General features: G+C 60.6%; 15 protein-coding genes and 1 pseudogene. 11 read left to right on the forward strand and 5 right to left on the reverse strand.

Features of this window, described 5'->3' with window-relative positions:
* Positions 1–9: 9 nt before the first annotated feature.
* Entirely contained in the window at positions 10–531 is a 522-nt protein-coding gene (locus HBO11_RS05745) for a DUF3087 family protein (protein ID WP_169953069.1), read from the reverse strand.
* Between the two features lie 150 nt (positions 532–681).
* Here HBO11_RS05745 and HBO11_RS05750 point away from each other — a divergent pair, with 150 nt between their 5' ends.
* The gene (locus HBO11_RS05750) at positions 682–888 is read left to right on the forward strand and encodes a DUF6021 family protein (RefSeq protein WP_346266872.1); all 207 of its coding nucleotides are present in this window, start codon (positions 682–684) and stop codon (positions 886–888) included.
* 74 nt (positions 889–962) lie between these two features.
* On the opposite strand, the gene HBO11_RS05755 is transcribed toward HBO11_RS05750, so the two are convergent.
* The gene (locus HBO11_RS05755) at positions 963–1,205 is read right to left on the reverse strand and encodes a DUF6555 family protein (protein ID WP_169953073.1); all 243 of its coding nucleotides are present in this window, start codon (positions 1,203–1,205) and stop codon (positions 963–965) included.
* A 160-nt stretch (positions 1,206–1,365) separates the two neighbouring features.
* On the opposite strand from HBO11_RS05755, the pseudogene HBO11_RS05760 reads away from it, so the two are divergent.
* From HBO11_RS05760 to HBO11_RS05780, 5 genes and pseudogenes are all read left to right on the forward strand, one after another.
* Positions 1,366–2,198: pseudogene (locus HBO11_RS05760) on the forward strand (arylamine N-acetyltransferase).
* Between the two features lie 148 nt (positions 2,199–2,346).
* Complete coding sequence (locus HBO11_RS05765) at positions 2,347–3,099, forward strand: outer membrane beta-barrel protein (protein ID WP_169953077.1); 753 nt, start codon at positions 2,347–2,349, stop codon at positions 3,097–3,099.
* A 154-nt stretch (positions 3,100–3,253) separates the two neighbouring features.
* Positions 3,254–3,619 carry a c-type cytochrome gene (locus HBO11_RS05770; RefSeq protein ID WP_169953079.1) on the forward strand — a complete coding sequence of 122 codons (366 nt, stop codon included), beginning with the start codon at positions 3,254–3,256 and terminating at the stop codon, positions 3,617–3,619.
* A gap of 74 nt (positions 3,620–3,693) precedes the next feature.
* Entirely contained in the window at positions 3,694–5,022 is a 1,329-nt protein-coding gene (locus tag HBO11_RS05775; protein ID WP_169953311.1) for a D-arabinono-1,4-lactone oxidase, read from the forward strand.
* 68 nt (positions 5,023–5,090) lie between these two features.
* A complete protein-coding gene (locus HBO11_RS05780) occupies positions 5,091–6,302 on the forward strand; it encodes a DSD1 family PLP-dependent enzyme (protein WP_169953314.1) in 1,212 nt (403 codons plus the stop codon).
* Positions 6,303–6,358: 56 nt separating this feature from the next.
* On the opposite strand, the gene HBO11_RS05785 is transcribed toward HBO11_RS05780, so the two are convergent.
* Positions 6,359–7,297: a transporter gene (locus HBO11_RS05785; RefSeq protein ID WP_169953081.1), complete on the reverse strand. Its 939-nt coding sequence runs from the start codon at positions 7,295–7,297 to the stop codon at positions 6,359–6,361.
* Positions 7,298–7,514: 217 nt separating this feature from the next.
* On the opposite strand from HBO11_RS05785, the gene HBO11_RS05790 reads away from it, so the two are divergent.
* Together HBO11_RS05790 and HBO11_RS05795 are read left to right on the forward strand one after the other, a co-directional pair.
* Positions 7,515–8,552, forward strand: a complete 1,038-nt coding sequence (locus tag HBO11_RS05790; protein ID WP_169953083.1) for an AraC family transcriptional regulator — start codon at positions 7,515–7,517, stop codon at positions 8,550–8,552.
* 57 nt (positions 8,553–8,609) lie between these two features.
* A complete protein-coding gene (locus HBO11_RS05795) occupies positions 8,610–9,431 on the forward strand; it encodes an aldo/keto reductase (RefSeq protein ID WP_169953085.1) in 822 nt (273 codons plus the stop codon).
* Between the two features lie 37 nt (positions 9,432–9,468).
* On the opposite strand, the gene HBO11_RS05800 is transcribed toward HBO11_RS05795, so the two are convergent.
* A complete protein-coding gene (locus HBO11_RS05800) occupies positions 9,469–9,807 on the reverse strand; it encodes a DUF6388 family protein (protein ID WP_169953087.1) in 339 nt (112 codons plus the stop codon).
* A gap of 32 nt (positions 9,808–9,839) precedes the next feature.
* On the reverse strand, positions 9,840–10,052 hold the full coding sequence (locus HBO11_RS05805) for a hypothetical protein (protein WP_346266482.1): 213 nt from the start codon (positions 10,050–10,052) through the stop codon (positions 9,840–9,842).
* Between the two features lie 432 nt (positions 10,053–10,484).
* On the opposite strand from HBO11_RS05805, the gene HBO11_RS05810 reads away from it, so the two are divergent.
* The 3 genes from HBO11_RS05810 to HBO11_RS05820 all read left to right on the forward strand — a co-directional run bounded on the left by HBO11_RS05810 (position 10,485) and on the right by HBO11_RS05820 (position 15,116).
* Positions 10,485–12,587, forward strand: a complete 2,103-nt coding sequence (locus HBO11_RS05810) for an EAL domain-containing protein (protein WP_169953091.1) — start codon at positions 10,485–10,487, stop codon at positions 12,585–12,587.
* 478 nt (positions 12,588–13,065) lie between these two features.
* Positions 13,066–13,575, forward strand: coding sequence for an alkane oxidation protein activator PraB (gene praB / locus HBO11_RS05815; protein WP_169953093.1), 510 nt, complete (start codon positions 13,066–13,068; stop codon positions 13,573–13,575).
* Positions 13,576–13,673: 98 nt separating this feature from the next.
* Positions 13,674–15,116: an outer membrane protein transport protein gene (locus tag HBO11_RS05820; RefSeq protein WP_169953096.1), complete on the forward strand. Its 1,443-nt coding sequence runs from the start codon at positions 13,674–13,676 to the stop codon at positions 15,114–15,116.
* Positions 15,117–15,165: the final 49 nt, after the last annotated feature.

Raw genomic sequence — 15,165 nt, forward strand, 5'->3', positions numbered from 1 at the left:
GGCTAGCGATCAGCTGTCCTTCAAGGCCTTCAACCACGCTGGATCCAGGCGTGTTTGCTCGGCCTTGATCCCCAGCGCCTTCATCTGCGCCTTATGTTTCTCGGCCTCGGCGACCAGTTGTGCCTGGGCGCTGGTATTGGCGTCCAGCTCGTGCATTTGCGTCAGCCCCAGGTGATAGAACCGCAGCAGCTTCATCGCCGTCGGATCGTTGGCCTGTACCCGCTCGGTCACCTTGTGCATCACATTGGTCACCCGCATCAGGCTGCGCTTGAGCTGCCAGCCATAGATCGCCGGCGCGAGCCAAGCCTGTGACCAGAGCGGGCCACGTACCAGGGCGATGGTCAGCACCACACCCGCCACCACACCGCCGACATTGAAGCGAAAGTTGTCGCCGCCAGGCTCGCCAAACAACATCACCGCCAGGCTCGACAACAGCATGGCCAGGGCGATGAAGATCACCGCGACGATCAACGTGCTGCGGCGGGTCTGCTGGCGATAGGTTTGCGGATCGACAGGTTTGATCTCAAACATGCGGGGGGCAGTCTCCATGAGCTAAGTAGGGGTATTGCGCGGCGCGGCATCTTCTCACGGTTTGTCGGCGGGCGTGAGAAAGTTGAACCATGGCGGTCGGGGTTTTCTCTAAGAAATGTGTGCATCGTGAGCAAAGCGAAGGAGATGGCTGTGACTGAACAATCGAAAAAGCCCGCTGGCCCGCATTCCTCGGAACACGCCAGTGACCAGCACGACCTGGGTTTTGATCCAGACTCCCCGGACGTGGCCGACCCGCAGGTTGACCCCGTCGGCCCGGCCATTGCCCCGCTGGACAAGCAGCACAAAGCCGGCAAGCAGCCGGCCTATGACCCCCTGGGCAACCTGAAACCCAAATAGCCCCCACAACTGTAGGCGCCGGCTTGTCGGCGATGAGGCCCTTTGGCTATTGCCCATCGCCGACAAACCATCCCCTACAAATGCTTGGGCGCGAGCCAGGTAACCTCGGTGATGCCGTATTTCTCCGCCCATGGCCGGGTAGTCTTCTTGGTGCGCTCATGGCCAGGACGGCCAATACGCCCGACATGGGCCACTCCCGCATCACAGCTGGCCCAATGCCATGCCTCGGCGTTGTTCATCACCTCCGCCCGCACCACAAAGGACTTGGGTTCGCCGTGCAGCCTGTAGTGGATGGTGTAGATCGTTGCCGTGCCCATATTGCCTCCCTGTTTTGATATGGAGTTGATGCAATTAGGTTCAGAAAGGTTCAGAAAGTTTGTGCCACATCCCTACGACCCATTGCCACAGATCAGTATTGGCAGCGGCAACGGTTACGGGTATTAGTGGAACCTTCGCCCCGCGCCCAAGGATCGCGCCATGTCCCAGGATTCACCGAGCCTGACCCACAGCCGCCTGTACCTGCAACGCCTGGGGTATGACACCCCGCCCGCGCCCACATTGGCGACCCTGGCGCAGTTGCAATTGCGCCATGTCAGTACCTTCGCCTTCGAGAACCTCTCGGTCCTGTCACACCTGCCGGTGCCCCTTGACCTGGCCAGCATCGAGCAAAAAGTCCTGTTCGACGGGCGGGGGGTTATTGCTATGAACTGAACCAGATGTTCCTGGCCTTGTTGCAAGAGCTGGGCTTCGAGGCGCGAGGAATCACCGGTCGGGTGGTGATCGGCGGGCCGCCTGATGCGCATACCGCGCGCACCCATCGCCTGAGCCTGGTGACCCTTGAGGGTGTGCGCTACATCAGCGATGTCGGGTTTGGTGGCATGGTGCCAAGCAGCCCCTTGCAACTGGACAACCTGGCGCCACAGGCCACCGCCCATGAACCCTATCGCCTGACCTTGAATGCCGGCAGCTACACCCTGTGGGCCCAGGTAGGCGAGGAGTGGCGTGGGCTGTACGTATTCGACCTGCAGTCGCAGTCGCACTACGACTATGAAGTGGGCAACTGGTATGTCTCCACTCACCCCGACTCGCCATTTCGCAGGCAGTTGAAAGTGGCGTTGATCGCACCGGGGCTGCGCCGCACCTTGAACAATGGCAACTACGCGGTTCATCACCTGGGCCGCGACAGCGAGAAACGCACGATCAGCGATGTCGACGAACTGTTGGCGCTGCTGCAGCAGGCGTTTGGTTTGCGCGTACCCGAACACCCGCAACTACGCCTGCGACTGGCGCAAATATTGGCCCAGACTTGATGCGGATTTGTATAGAGGCTTGATCTAGAGCCTTCGCTGAAGCGTTTTACCTCCGAATCCAAGGCAAATTAAATCGAACCTTTTGCAAAACAGGGGGTTCGAACCGATTCCTGAATAATTTGCCCACCTCAAAAGGAGATGTAAAACGATGTCCAGACTATTCGGAAAAATCCTCAAGAATTCTTCGGTCCTGGCCCTGGTTGCCGCGCCGGCCGTGGTTTTTGCTGCACCGTCCACCGACCCGATTTCCACCTTCGGTATCCTGGGCAGCTACAACGACTTCAAGCTCGAAGGCGGTAGCGAAAGCGAAAAGGACCATATGCCGCAAGCCGGGGTGTTCTATAACTTCGGCAACAAGCTGACTGCCGAATCCGGCTTCATCTACCAGGCCGGTGTAGACGCCAAGTTCGGCAAGAAAAGTGACAACAAGCTCAAAGACGGCCAGGCCGATCTCGATCTGGGCTGGCGCGCCGCCCTGGATGCGCGCAACTTCGTCGATGTGCTGGTCGGTGGTGGCTACAGCTGGACCCGTTATGAGCCGGACTCTGGCGACTACGACATGAAACTCACCAGCAAGTCGCCGTTTGCCAAGGCGGCGGTGGGTTACAACCATCAGTTCGACAGCATGACCATGCGCGTCGAACTGGGTGCGCGCCACACCCTCGACGGCCGCGCCAAGCTCAAGGTCGACGGCATCGGCAGCGACACCGTGGACCTCAAGGACCGCACCAATCCCTACGCCGAAGTCAGCCTGCTGATGAACCAGAACGGCGACCTGCCAGTGATGGCCGGCCTGTATTACACCCGCACCGAGTACAAGCTCGATGAGGATTCCGAAGTAGCCGATAACACCAAGCTCAAGCGCGATGAGTACGGCTTCAAGGTCGGCCTGGCGTTCTAAGCCAGTTGTCGCGGGCGCCGGCGGTCTGTGATGGAGCGCCGGTCGCCCGACCCTGTCCGCCCAAGCCCCCCTTTGTGTCCCCCAATACCCTCAACACCGCGCCGCCACTGACTTAGTGTGAACCCTGCTGTTCACACAACAAGAGAGGGTGGCTATGTGGTCTACAACCCCCCGTCGCATGGGGTTGCTGCTGGCCTTGCTGGGCCTGCTGTCAGCCTGTAACGACAAACCGCAACATCCCCCGCCCGCCACGGCGAGCAACGCCGTGCCCACCGACCTGGCGCTGGCCCGGCTCTACGACACCAGTTGCAAACTCTGTCACGCCAACCCTGCATCCGGCGCGCCACTGACCGGCGACAGCCAGGCCTGGGCCCCACGTGTTGCCCAGGGCGCAGACACGCTGCTGGACCATACCCTCAACGGCTACCACGGCATGCCGCCGATGGGTCTGTGCATGCAGTGTTCCGAGGAGCAGTTCCTGGGGCTGATCAGCTTCATGGCCGGTGTTCACATTCAATAATAATGGGGTAGGTGATGGTGCTTTCACGCAGGCAACTGTTGCAGCGTTCGGCCGCAGTCGGCGCGTTCCTGGCAATCAGCAGCAACCCGGCGCTGGCCCAGTTGGCCCGGGCGCCGCGCTTGATCCCGTGGCGCAACTGGTCGGGTGCACAAGCCTGCCTGCCCCTGGAGCGCCTGGCGCCCAAGGACCTGGATGAGTTGGTGCAGGTCATCCGCCACGCCCCGGGCAAGGTCCGCCCGGTGGGTTCGGGCCATTCATTCAGCGCCTTGGTACCGACAGATGGCACGTTACTGTCGCTGAGTTTTTTCAATGGTTTGCTCGATCACGACCCCGGCAGCCTGCAAGCCACCTTTGCCGCCGGTACGCCCATGTCCCGTATGGGGCCTGCGCTCAAGGCGGTCGGCCAGGCGCTGCCGAACATGGCAGATATCGACTACCAGACCCTGGCCGGCGCCATTTCCACCTCGACCCATGGCACCGGGGTCGGTTTTACCTCGTATTCTGCCGGTGTCACCGGCCTGCAACTGGTGACGGCCCAGGGCGAGGTGCTGGAGTGCGACGCTGGGCGGGAACACGAGGTGTTCAACGTCGCCCGAGTGTCCCTGGGCGCGCTTGGCGTGGCCACCCGCGTGCGCATGCAAAACCGCACGCCTTATCGCCTGCGGGAGCGCCAATGGATCGCCCGCACCGAGGAGCTGTTGGAGGACGTGGCAAACAACACCCGGGAGAACCAGCACTGGGAGATGCTGGTGGTGACCCATTCCGACTACGCGTTGTCCATCGCCCTCAACGAAACCAGCGAAGCCCCGACCCCGCCAATCGACCCGGCAGAGGCGGGCGGCAATGAGTTCGTGTCGATAATCGAAAACCTCGACAAATATGCCAGCGACTTCCCCGCAACCCGCCGCACACTGCTCAACAGCCTGCGCTATTTCGCCAGCTTCCAGGACCGGGTGGCCGAATCGTTCGAGGTCTACGCCAACGTGCGCAATGTGCGTTTCAACGAGATGGAGTATTCGGTGCCCGCCGAACATGGCCCGGCCTGCCTGCGGGAAATCCTCAAGTTGATCCGCGACAAGGACCTGCGTACCTGGTTTCCCATCGAGTACCGCTACGTCAAGGCCGACGATATTCCCCTGAGCATGTTTGAAGGCCGCGACAGTTGTTCGATCTCGGTGCACCAGCACTACACCATGGACCATCACAACTTCTTCGCCGCGGTCGAGCCGATCTTCTGGAAATACGCCGGCCGGCCGCACTGGGGCAAATTGCATAGCCTCAATGCCCGCACCTTGCAGGGCCTGTATCCGCGCTGGAATGAGTTCGCGCGGGTGCGCCAGGCCCTCGATCCCGGCGGCAAGTTCCTTAACGCGCACCTGTCATCCATCCTGGGAGTTGCCTGATGAACCGCAGAAACTTCATGGCAGGCACCCTCGGCGCCGGAGCCTTGCTGGTGGCGGGCGCGGCGCTGCTGCGTCCGGCTGATCGGGGCGCGCCGTACAGCGCGTATTTTCGCCAGTTGAACCAGCAGCTCAAGGCCCATGGGCCGATGCGTCCGGTGTTGCTGATTGACCTGGATCGTCTGGATCACAACATCGACATCGTGATGCAATCAGTGCGGCGCGGCGGCAAGCACCTGCGGCTGGTGGAAAAATCCCTGCCTGCGCCGGGGCTGTTGGCCTACATTGCCCAGCGCGCCGGCACACAGCGCCTGATGTCGTTTCACCAACCCTTTCTGAACCATGATGCCCAGGTGTTCCCCGACGCCGAGATCCTGCTGGGCAAGCCGTTGCCGGTGCGTTCTGCCGAGCTGTTTTATCAAGGGCACCAGGGGCCTTTCGACCCCGCCCGGCAATTGCAGTGGCTGCTGGATACGCCACAGCGCCTGCAGCAATACCTGGCGCTGGCCCAGGGCCTGGGCACACGGCTGCGGATCAATATCGAGCTGGATGTGGGCCTGCATCGCGGCGGTATCAGCGATAACGCAGTGTTGGGGCAGATGCTCGGACTGATCAGTGCGCATCCCCAGCATCTGGAGTTTGCAGGGTTCATGGGCTATGACCCGTTTGTCGGCATGGGCGTGCCGGGCATCCTGGGCTCGCCCCAGGCGTTGTTCGACAAGGTCATGCAGCGTTACCACGGTTTTGTCGACTTTACCCGCCAGCAGTTTGCCGCGTTGTGGCGTGATGGCCTGACGCTCAATACCGCTGGCAGCCCCAGCTATGGGATGCATGAGCAGGAGCAGTTGAGCAGCGAAGTCTCTGTGGGCACCGCCATGCTCAAACCCACGCATTATGATTTGCCCTCCCTCAGCGAGCACGTCCCGGCGGCCTACATCGCCACGCCGGTGCTCAAGAGCACCGGCGCGGTCAACATCCCGGCGCTGGACGACAAGTCCCGGTTACTGTCTTGGTGGGATCGCAACCAGTGCGCGACGTTCTTTATCTATGGCGGTAACTGGATGGCTGAGTTCGAGTCGCCCCTGGGGCTGCAAAGTAATGGCTTGTATGGCCGCAGCTCCAATCAGGAGATGGTCAATGGTTCGCCGGGGGTTGGCTTGAACATCGACGATCAGGTGTTCTTGCGCCCGACTCAGACTGAGTCGGTGCTGTTGCAGTTTGGCGATCTGCTGGCGGTGCGCGGCGGCAAAATTGTCGACAGCTGGCCGGTCTACACGGGTTGAAACTGCGCATGCCTGTGTAGGAACCGGCCTGTGGCAAAGGCCTTGTTGCAGGGCGGCTACAACGCAAACGGGATCGTTAGCTTGGCCCACAACATGTCGCCTTGCGGCCGGTTCTCTACATCATATTCCTTGGCCCAGCGGATCTCCGCACTGGCGTACTTGAGAAAGGTGAAGTACACCGCCGGCCCCACCGCAAACACCTGGCCCCGCACCCCATCGTCGACGTCTTCGCCGTAGATAGTGGTGACAGTGCGCCCGTACTGCTTATCGTCAGTCGTCTGCTTGAGATAGTAGCCATTGATGCCCAGGCTGACGTTGTCGCTCACTTTGTAGCTGGCCGAGTAGTCGAAGTGGAAAATCTGCCCGGAGCGGTAGTCGGTGTCGTGGTTTTCCTGGTTGAAGCTGTAGGTGGTCTTGATCGACAGTTCAGTGCGCTCGTTGGGTAGCCATGTCACCGACACCAGCGGCTTGTAGGTGTAGAAGTTGTTGCTGGTGTTGGCTAGGCGCGAGGCATCGTACTCACCGGTAGGCACAGTGATTTCCACGGCGGCGCCCAGGGTCAGGTTTGTGCCCAGGTCCCACAGGATGATCGACGCGATGGTGGTGTCGCCCATGCTTTCGCGTTGGTCCGACATGCCGAACAGCGCCACTTGTTGCTTGAGGTATGGCTGGGCAATGTAGCCGCCCAGCCGCCCGCCAAACACCCGCAGCGGGCTCAGGTAGTCCAGGCGCGGGATGATCGCGTCCGAGCGGATCTTTACCTGCGCTACTTTGCCCCCCAGGGAGCTGATGTCCAGTTTCGTCGCTTCATAGTGGTTGTAGTAAAGGTTGAAGGCGAACATGTGGTCCGGCAGGTGATCGACATCCAGGGGCAGGATGTAAAAGCCATCGGTACCGGTACCGATATTGTCCACGCCGCCCTCCGTGGCCAGGGTCGGCAGGCTGATAAGGGCCAGGGCAAGGGGCAGGGGGGCAAGCGCGCGGGTTGGGTTCATGGCTGGGCTCATTATTATTGTTGGAAGGTCGGCCCTCACCGGGGCCTGGCCCATACAAATAAGCCCTTGGCGCCCCAGTGGGCAGGGTATTGGCGGCCACATAAGGGGGCTTTGCCGGACACCGTTCATTCAGAGTGCGGCGAGCCTTGCAAGCACCTATGATTGTCAGGATGTTTCTAAAACAATAACCGGGCATAGAGTCGGGAATCGCAGATCCATGCACAGCAAAACCGTTGATCCACACTACGAATTGGCGCTGGTGTCGCCTTTTCTCCTGCAGACCCTGGGGCAGGTCGTGGCGCAGAAGGGCGCCAATGCCGAGCATCTGTGCCGTGGCCTGGGGTTTACCCTGGCCGACCTGGAAGACCCGGCGCTACGCATTTCCTATCGCCAGGCGGTGGCGATGATCCAGCGTGCCCTCAAGATCCTGCCCGAGCAGGGCCTGGGCCTGTGTGTCGGCAATCAGAACGTGCTGGGCACCCTGGGCCTGCTGGGGCATGTCATCTCGTTGTGCAAGACCTTGCGCGATGCCTTTGCCGTGGGCGAGCGCCACCAGCACACCTCCGGCGGTATCGCCACCTCACGCACCCATGAAGGCACGCAGGAGGTCATGGTGGATGTCGAATGCCTGTTGCCTTATGCCGAGGTCCAGGTGTTTGCCGCCGAGGAGTTCTTCGCCAGCCTCATGATCTACGGTCGCACCCTGGTGGGCAGCGAGTTCAAGCCATTGCGCATGGAATTCATGCATGCGCCGCCGGTGTATGCCGGCGAGTACCAGCGTTTGTTCGGTGACGATGTGCGCTTTGGCTGCCTGCATAACCGCATGGTCCTGGAGACCCGGTGGCTTGATGTGCCGTTGCCCAACCACCATGCCCTGGCATTGCGTCAGGCCCTTGGCCTGCTGGAACTGGAAAGTGCCGAACTGCACCGCAAAATGGACCTGATCCAAGCGGTGGAACGCGCCATTTCCCGCGACTTGCAGGGCAGCCAGCTAGAAAAAGTTGCCCGTGACCTGAACATGAGCGGGCGCACCCTGCGCCGGCGCCTGACCGACCATGGGCTGACGTTCGAAGCCTTGCTCGAACAGGTACGTCGCTCCCGCACCATGGGGCTGCTGGGCAACCCCGGGTTGTCCATCGAGCGTATTACCCAAGAGGTCGGCTACAGTGACGTACGCAGTTTTCGCCGAGCGTTCAAGCGCTGGACGGGGCTCAGCCCCAGTGCGTTTCGGGGCATGCCCACGGATTTGCATTGAACCCCGCAGCCCGCTCAGTGCCACATTAGGGCAACGCACACTTATCTGGAGGTTGGCATGCGCACCATCGATCTGGCGGGTACCCCGGTTCCGGTCATCGGCCAAGGCACTTGGCGTATGGGTGAAGACCCTGGACAGCGAACGGCACAAGTCGCTGCGCTGCAACTGGGCATCGACGAAGGCATGACCCTGATCGACACCGCCGAGATGTACGGCGAGGGCGGTGCTGAAGAAGTGGTCGGGCAGGCGATCCAGGGGCGCCGCGAGCAGGTGTTCCTGGTCAGCAAGGTCTACCCCCACAACGCCAGCAAAGCCGGGATTCCCCGCGCCTGCGAAGCCAGCCTCAAGCGCCTGGGTACCGACCACATCGACTTGTACCTCCTGCACTGGCGCGGGCAATACCCCCTTGCAGAAACGGTTGAAGCCTTTGAACGGCTGCGTGACGCCGGCAAAATCGGGCGCTGGGGTGTGTCCAACTTCGACGTCTCGGACCTTCAAGAGTTGGCATCACCTGCCTGCGCCACCAATCAGGTGCTCTACAACATCGAACAACGCGGCATCGAGTTCGACCTGTTGCCCTGGTGGCAACAACACAACCTGCCGTTGATGGCGTACTGCCCAATCGCCCAGGGTGGCCAGCTGCTGGCCAGCCCCACCCTCAAGCAGATTGCCCGTCGCCATGGGGTGACACCGGCCCAGGTTGCCCTGGCGTGGGTATTGCGCCAGGACGGCGTTATCGCCATCCCCAAGGCCGTGACCCCCGAGCACGTGCGCCTCAACGCGGCGGCGGCCAGGCTGGTGCTCGACGAGCATGACCTGGACGCCATCGACCGGGTATTCGGTGCGCCGATACGCAAGCATCCGCTGGCAATGGTGTGATGTCGCGACGCGATGCCGTTTTCGCTGCCCGCAAAGGTTACCCGCTACGGTCAGCCAGGCCATGTAACTGACAGTACTCAGCCCACTCCAGGCCTGCCATCTGGGCCACTTCCTTATGCACTTCCAGGCGCTTGGTCTCGAACTCCTGCGGCGACTGGCTGATCAGCTGCAGCGTCAGCTCCCAGGCGAACAGGTTCTGCGCCTCGGCCTCGGCCTCAAAGGCTTCGTGCAGGCGTTCGGCACGGTATTGGGCCATGGTTTCGCGCTTGGCCTGGGCGGCCAGGGGGTTCAGCGTGTCCAGTTCGGCGCGCAGCTCGGGGCGCTGCTCCAGGAAAATATCCAGGGCAAGCCGAAGGTTTTCGCCAGGTTCAGACAAGGGGTTACTCCAGCAGTACAGGTTGCCCGACCTCAGGACGAGGCTTGTTCGTAGCGGCTCTTGCGGCGGGCGCGTTTACGCAGGCGATTGGCCGTCCACTGTTGCAGCGGATCGAGCATAAAGAAAAACAGGTACGCAGCGAGCACCAGGGTCAAGTCGACCCAGGTTTTGCTGATAGGCCCTTCGACGGCTTCGACCGCGGCCTTGATCAAAAACAGTACGGCGACCCCACACAACCAGAGCACTACAGTGAAAACCAGAGGTCGTGCGCGATTTGAAATCCTGCGTTGCATGTTCAATACATCTCCCTGAGATCCCTGGGGCAGTCGGCGTACCGACCCCTTGGGTGTAAAAGTGGTCCGTGGCTCGAGTCGTTCGATACCGGCCTGGGGGTCGACAGACCCACGAAGCTGATGACCTGTGCGGGCTGTAGTTGGTTCCGAAAACCTGCTCCAGACGCGTGGGCGCAAGGCCCGTAAGCGCACTATTGTTTCAAAAAGCGTAGGAAATTACACCCTTGTCTGCACGCCAACTGGCCCCGCAAGACGGCGCATTGCCGCCAGACGCGGCAAAGTCCTTTCATTTTCGCGGCCTGCACGTGTAGCGTTAAGCCATCGTTGAAGACTCTGGTCGAGGGGCTGGCCCCGCTGGGATGGCCCCAGGGCAAGGAGATAATCATGGCGCAAACGCTGTTCAAACTCTTCTTCACCCGGCGCCTGGCGGCTTTGGCGAGCACAGAGTCGTTGCGGGCCATCCGCGAAGGCTTGCTATGGATCTTGCCGTGCCTGCTGGTTTCGGCAGGGTTCCTGCTGTTGTCTGAATGTGCGCGTATCCTCGATTTTCCCCCGCCGCTGGTGGCCTTCCTGGCGGGCCTGCACGCCAAGATCAGTTCAGTGATCCCGCTGCTGGTGGCGGCTTCCATCGGCTATATGCTGGCGATCCAGCACCGCTTGCCACAGTTGCCGGTGGCCTTCCTGTGCCTGGCGCATGTGGTCATTGCGACCTTTGTCCTGCGCGATTTTCCACGGGCGTCGGCAACCTTCGTTCTGTTTATTGCCATTGCTTCGCCACTGATCAATGTCCCGGCGATTGCCTGGCTGCATCGGTGGCGCTGGACCCGCCTGGTCAACGAAGACCTGGTGGGGCACAACCTCAAGGGCACCGTCAACATGGTGGTGCCAGGGGCAATCACCGCATTGCTGCTGGTGGTGATCTTGTCGTTGCTGTTGCAGGTACCCCATGTGGTGCAGTTCCAGGGCCCGGTAATGCTTGATGCGTTGCAGTCGCCTTATGGCAGCGGGATGTTTGTCACGGCGATTAACTCGCTGCTGTGGTTTTTTGGCATCCATGGTGTGTATGCGATGCAACCGCTGTTTGACGCACTGGACCAGGCCGTGGTGCTCAACAGCACGGCGCTGGCGGCGGGGGAACCGATCCTGTACCTGTTGAACGGCGGCCTGCTGGGCTGCTTTGCCTTTATTGGTGGCGCTGGCGGTTCCCTGTGCCTGTTGCTGGCGATCCTGCTGTTTTCCAAGACCCAATCCATGCGCCTGCTGGCAGTGGCCAGCCTGCCGCTGTCACTGTTCAACGTCAGCGAAGTGTTGCTGTTCGGCTTGCCGATCATCCTCAACCCGCGCCTGTTCATACCCTTTTTAGCCGTGCCGGTGATCAACACGGTATTGGCGTTACTGGTGGTGCAGGCCGGCTGGGTCTCGCCTGCGGTGGCCAGCGTGCCATTTACCGCGCCGGTGCTGCTCAATGCCTACCTGAGCACCCAGGGCGACCTGGCTGCGGTGGCGCTGCAACTGGTGCTGCTGGGCTTGGGCACGCTCGTCTATGCGCCCTACGTGCGCGCGATCCATCGCCAGGCGCAAGAGGGCGGTACGGTTTACCTCAAGTCATTTGACATGACCTTTCACGGGCTCGAAGAAAAAGGCCGCCTGCTGGAACTGGACCCGGTGCTGGCGTCGCACAAGGCGCTGGCACGCCAGGCCATTGAATTGAGCAGGATCCAGCAGATCAGCGACTACGAGTTCTACCTGGAGTACCAACCCCAGGTGTCCTGCCTGACGGGCCTGTGCACTGGCTGCGAAGCACTGATGCGGGCCCGCGATGGCCAAGGCAAGGTGCACTCGCCCTGGGAGTTCCTCCAGTGGCTGGCCCAGGCCCGGTTGATGCCGGACGTGGACTTGTGGGTCGCCTCCCAGGCCGTACGCCAATACCTGAAGTGGCAGAAAATCGGCTTTGCGCTGCCGATCACCATCAATGTCTCCAGTGCCACCCTGACCGCCCCGGCGTATGGCCGGCAACTGGTGCAAATCCTGTCCCAGGCCAACGGCCAGGTGTCGGTGGAGATTACCGAGGATGCGCTGGTGGGCGACATTCAGATGACCCGGCAGATGATCGAAAAACTGCAGGGCATTGGGGCCAAGGTCTATATCGACGACTTTGGCACCGGGTTTTCCGCGCTGAGTTATCTGCACCAGTTCCCGGTGGACTACATCAAGATCGACCGCAGCTTTGTCGTGGCCCAGCAGGACCCCAAGGGCGCCCAGGTATTGATCGGCATGTTGCGCTTTTGCGAAGCGCTGAACCTGGGAGTGGTGGTTGAAGGGGTGGAAACGGCCGAGCAATTGGCCTTCGTGCAGTCGGGCAGGGGCCACGCCGGGGCAGAGCTGATTATCCAGGGCTGGTATTTCAGCAAAGCATTGCCCTGTGACGGGGTACAAGACTTTGTGCGCAAATGTGCGGCCAATGGTAATGCGCAGGCCGGCGTATAAATCCTTCTACATATAACCCGCGTATTGAAGTGTCCGCTTTAATGGGTCTTCCTACTGCATACACAGCTAATTCGTAGGACTAGTCGCAAATGGAAAATGCCCTCTGGTGTGCGGCGTTTTTTCAGGTAGATTATTTAATACGAATTTTGAAAAAGAATTTTAAATTGAAACTTACTTAATGGCTGTGTCCTTGCTCAGTGTCTATGCCTTGGCTTTTAGTGCGGCAGGCATGGCATTTGAGGCGCGCAAGGATTTTAAGTTACACCTGCGCAAAGTTTGGCTTTTAGTGATCTGCCGATTAATCATTACGGCGGACTCAATGCGGCTTTGACTCGGGAAGTTGTTGCTTAAACAAGTGTAAGTATATCGTTAGTTGAATTTGAATTTGGCTGGAAAGAGCGTCTTGCGGTTTACCGTGGGCGCTTGATCATGGCCATTATCCCGGCGACTTAGTTCGCTATTTATGTGAGGAAAAATAATGAAAAGCTTGAAGACCCTCGTTTGTATAAGTTCCTTTGCTCTGTTGTTTGGCGCAGCTTCCATGGCCAGCGCTGTGTCGATCACCCCGGAAGGCCCGTTTACCACTGATCCAGGCACCATTGTTGTAACGTCGCCATCTTCCCTGGGAGCTCCCATTTCGTGCGGCATCGTGTTCGGCGGCAATGTCAGCGGTGGTGTCGCCACCGTGACGTCGGCCACATTGACCGGCGGTGGCCTGTGCAATCTGCCGAAGCTGAAAAACATTCCGTCTCCTGGCTGGGTGTTGACCGCCACCAGCTATAACGCGAGCACCGGCACCGGCACTGGCACCGTGTCAAACGTGGGCTGGACCGTGGCATTCCCGGCATCCAACTGCGGCGCGGGTACGTTGAATGGTGAATGGGACCAGGCGACCCGCACCCTGACCGGTAAAAACCAACCGCTGTCCGGCAACTGCGCCGTCCAATCCTTGAGCGTCAGGGTGCCGACGCTCAGCGTAGGGCCGTGAGCAACTCACTCTCTGGTGCAAAGGGCTGATCACCCGTGAAAGGCAGGCGCCTCGATAGAGGCGCCTGTTGTACGGCGGATAACAAAAAGGAGTCGAGCATGAGTGACAAGAAGCAGCAGGCCCGGGTATGCCTCGGCCTGGCAATGTGGGCTGGGCTGATGGCCGGGGGCAGTCAGGTCCAGGCGGGCGCATTCATGACGCCGACGGCCAGTACTGCCGGCTGGGGGCGGGCGTTCGGTGGAGGGGCGATGTTCCAGAACGATCCCTCGGCGGCCTACAACAACCCGGCGGCGATGGCATTTATTGACCAGAGCATCTCGCAGTTCACCCTCAACTACGCCGACATCGACATCAAATACAAAGGCTCGGCACATGACTACATGGGCAATCCGGCGTCCAGCACGGTGTTCGACCCGGACACTGGCCTCACGACGTCCACCCCCCGTACTGGCAACGGTGGCCAAGGCGGCTTCGACGCCTGGGTGCCGAGCGGCTTTGTGGTGATACCGCTCAACGAGCGCTTTGCCTTCGGCCTGAGCCAAGTGGTGCCCATGGGCGCACGCACGACGTGGGACGAAGATTGGAAAGGCCGCGACTTTGCGGTGGACACCAAGATCGAAACCGTGGGCCTGACCGGTTCGTTATCGTTCAAGGTCAATGAGCAGTTTGCCGTGGGCGGCGGTGCGATTGTGCAGCACACCAAAGGCTTCGTGAGCCAGAACGTCGACCTGTATGCCGCCGCCGCGCAGTCGCCGGACCTGGGCAACATTCCCTTTCCGGCGGGCCAGGGCAGCGCCTTGATGCGGGTCAAGGTCGACAACACCTCCCTGGGCTGGTTTGCCGGCATGGCCTGGAAGCCGACGTTGCACGACACCTTCGGCCTGAACTACCACGCCAAGATCAGTAACAAGCTGGAGGGTAAATACAATATCCACGCCGATGCACTTTCCAGGGACCTGATGACCACCCCGGTACTCGATGGCAAGACCCTGGTCGAACTGGCCTATCCGGGCCTGCATCTGTATCCCGGTGGTGCCAATGCCTCGGCACAGTTGGACATCCCGGCCAATGCGTCCCTGGACTGGGTCCACCGGTTTTCTGAGCGCTTGACCCTGGGCCTGAGTGCCACCTGGACCCAATGGTCATCGTTCAAGGCGCTGACCTTGAAGTCGGATGGCAGCACCCTGGTATCGATTCCGTACAACTACAAAAACACCTGGACGTACGCCATCGGTGGCGACTACGCCCTCACCGACGACTTCACCCTGCGCAGCGGCGTGGCATTTGACCAGACCCCAACCCCCAACTCCACCCGCGACCCACGGATCCCGGATGGTGATCGGGTATTTGCGTCCCTGGGTTTTGGCTACCACATCCGGGCGATTCCGGGCTTGAGCATCGACGGCGCTTATTCGCGGCAGTTTGTGCAAAGTGTCAAGCTCAAGACCAAGAACATTGACCGTCTTGGCGCCGCGTCGCTAGAGGGAAAAGCCCAGATCAAAGGCGAAGTGCTTAGCCTGGGGGCTACCTACGCCTTCTGAGCGAGATCCCCTGCGAGAACGGGCTAGCCAGCTCCTACAGTGGGTCGGT

The sequence above is a fragment of the Pseudomonas sp. WS 5010 genome, from assembly GCF_012985565.1.
Lineage (GTDB): Bacteria > Pseudomonadota > Gammaproteobacteria > Pseudomonadales > Pseudomonadaceae > Aquipseudomonas.

Excerpts from the sequence above, each read along its gene's own strand:
- HBO11_RS05745 (WP_169953069.1), bottom strand. The coding sequence starts at position 531 with ATGTTTGAGATCAAACCTGTCGATCCGCAAACCTATCGCCAGCAGACC.
- HBO11_RS05755 (WP_169953073.1), bottom strand. The coding sequence starts at position 1,205 with ATGGGCACGGCAACGATCTACACCATCCACTACAGGCTGCACGGCGAA.
- HBO11_RS05765 (WP_169953077.1), top strand. The coding sequence starts at position 2,347 with ATGTCCAGACTATTCGGAAAAATCCTCAAGAATTCTTCGGTCCTGGCC.
- HBO11_RS05770 (WP_169953079.1), top strand. The coding sequence starts at position 3,254 with ATGTGGTCTACAACCCCCCGTCGCATGGGGTTGCTGCTGGCCTTGCTG.
- HBO11_RS05785 (WP_169953081.1), bottom strand. The coding sequence starts at position 7,297 with ATGAACCCAACCCGCGCGCTTGCCCCCCTGCCCCTTGCCCTGGCCCTT.
- HBO11_RS05790 (WP_169953083.1), top strand. The coding sequence starts at position 7,515 with ATGCACAGCAAAACCGTTGATCCACACTACGAATTGGCGCTGGTGTCG.
- HBO11_RS05795 (WP_169953085.1), top strand. The coding sequence starts at position 8,610 with ATGCGCACCATCGATCTGGCGGGTACCCCGGTTCCGGTCATCGGCCAA.
- HBO11_RS05810 (WP_169953091.1), top strand. The coding sequence starts at position 10,485 with ATGGCGCAAACGCTGTTCAAACTCTTCTTCACCCGGCGCCTGGCGGCT.
- praB (WP_169953093.1), top strand. The coding sequence starts at position 13,066 with ATGAAAAGCTTGAAGACCCTCGTTTGTATAAGTTCCTTTGCTCTGTTG.
- HBO11_RS05820 (WP_169953096.1), top strand. The coding sequence starts at position 13,674 with ATGAGTGACAAGAAGCAGCAGGCCCGGGTATGCCTCGGCCTGGCAATG.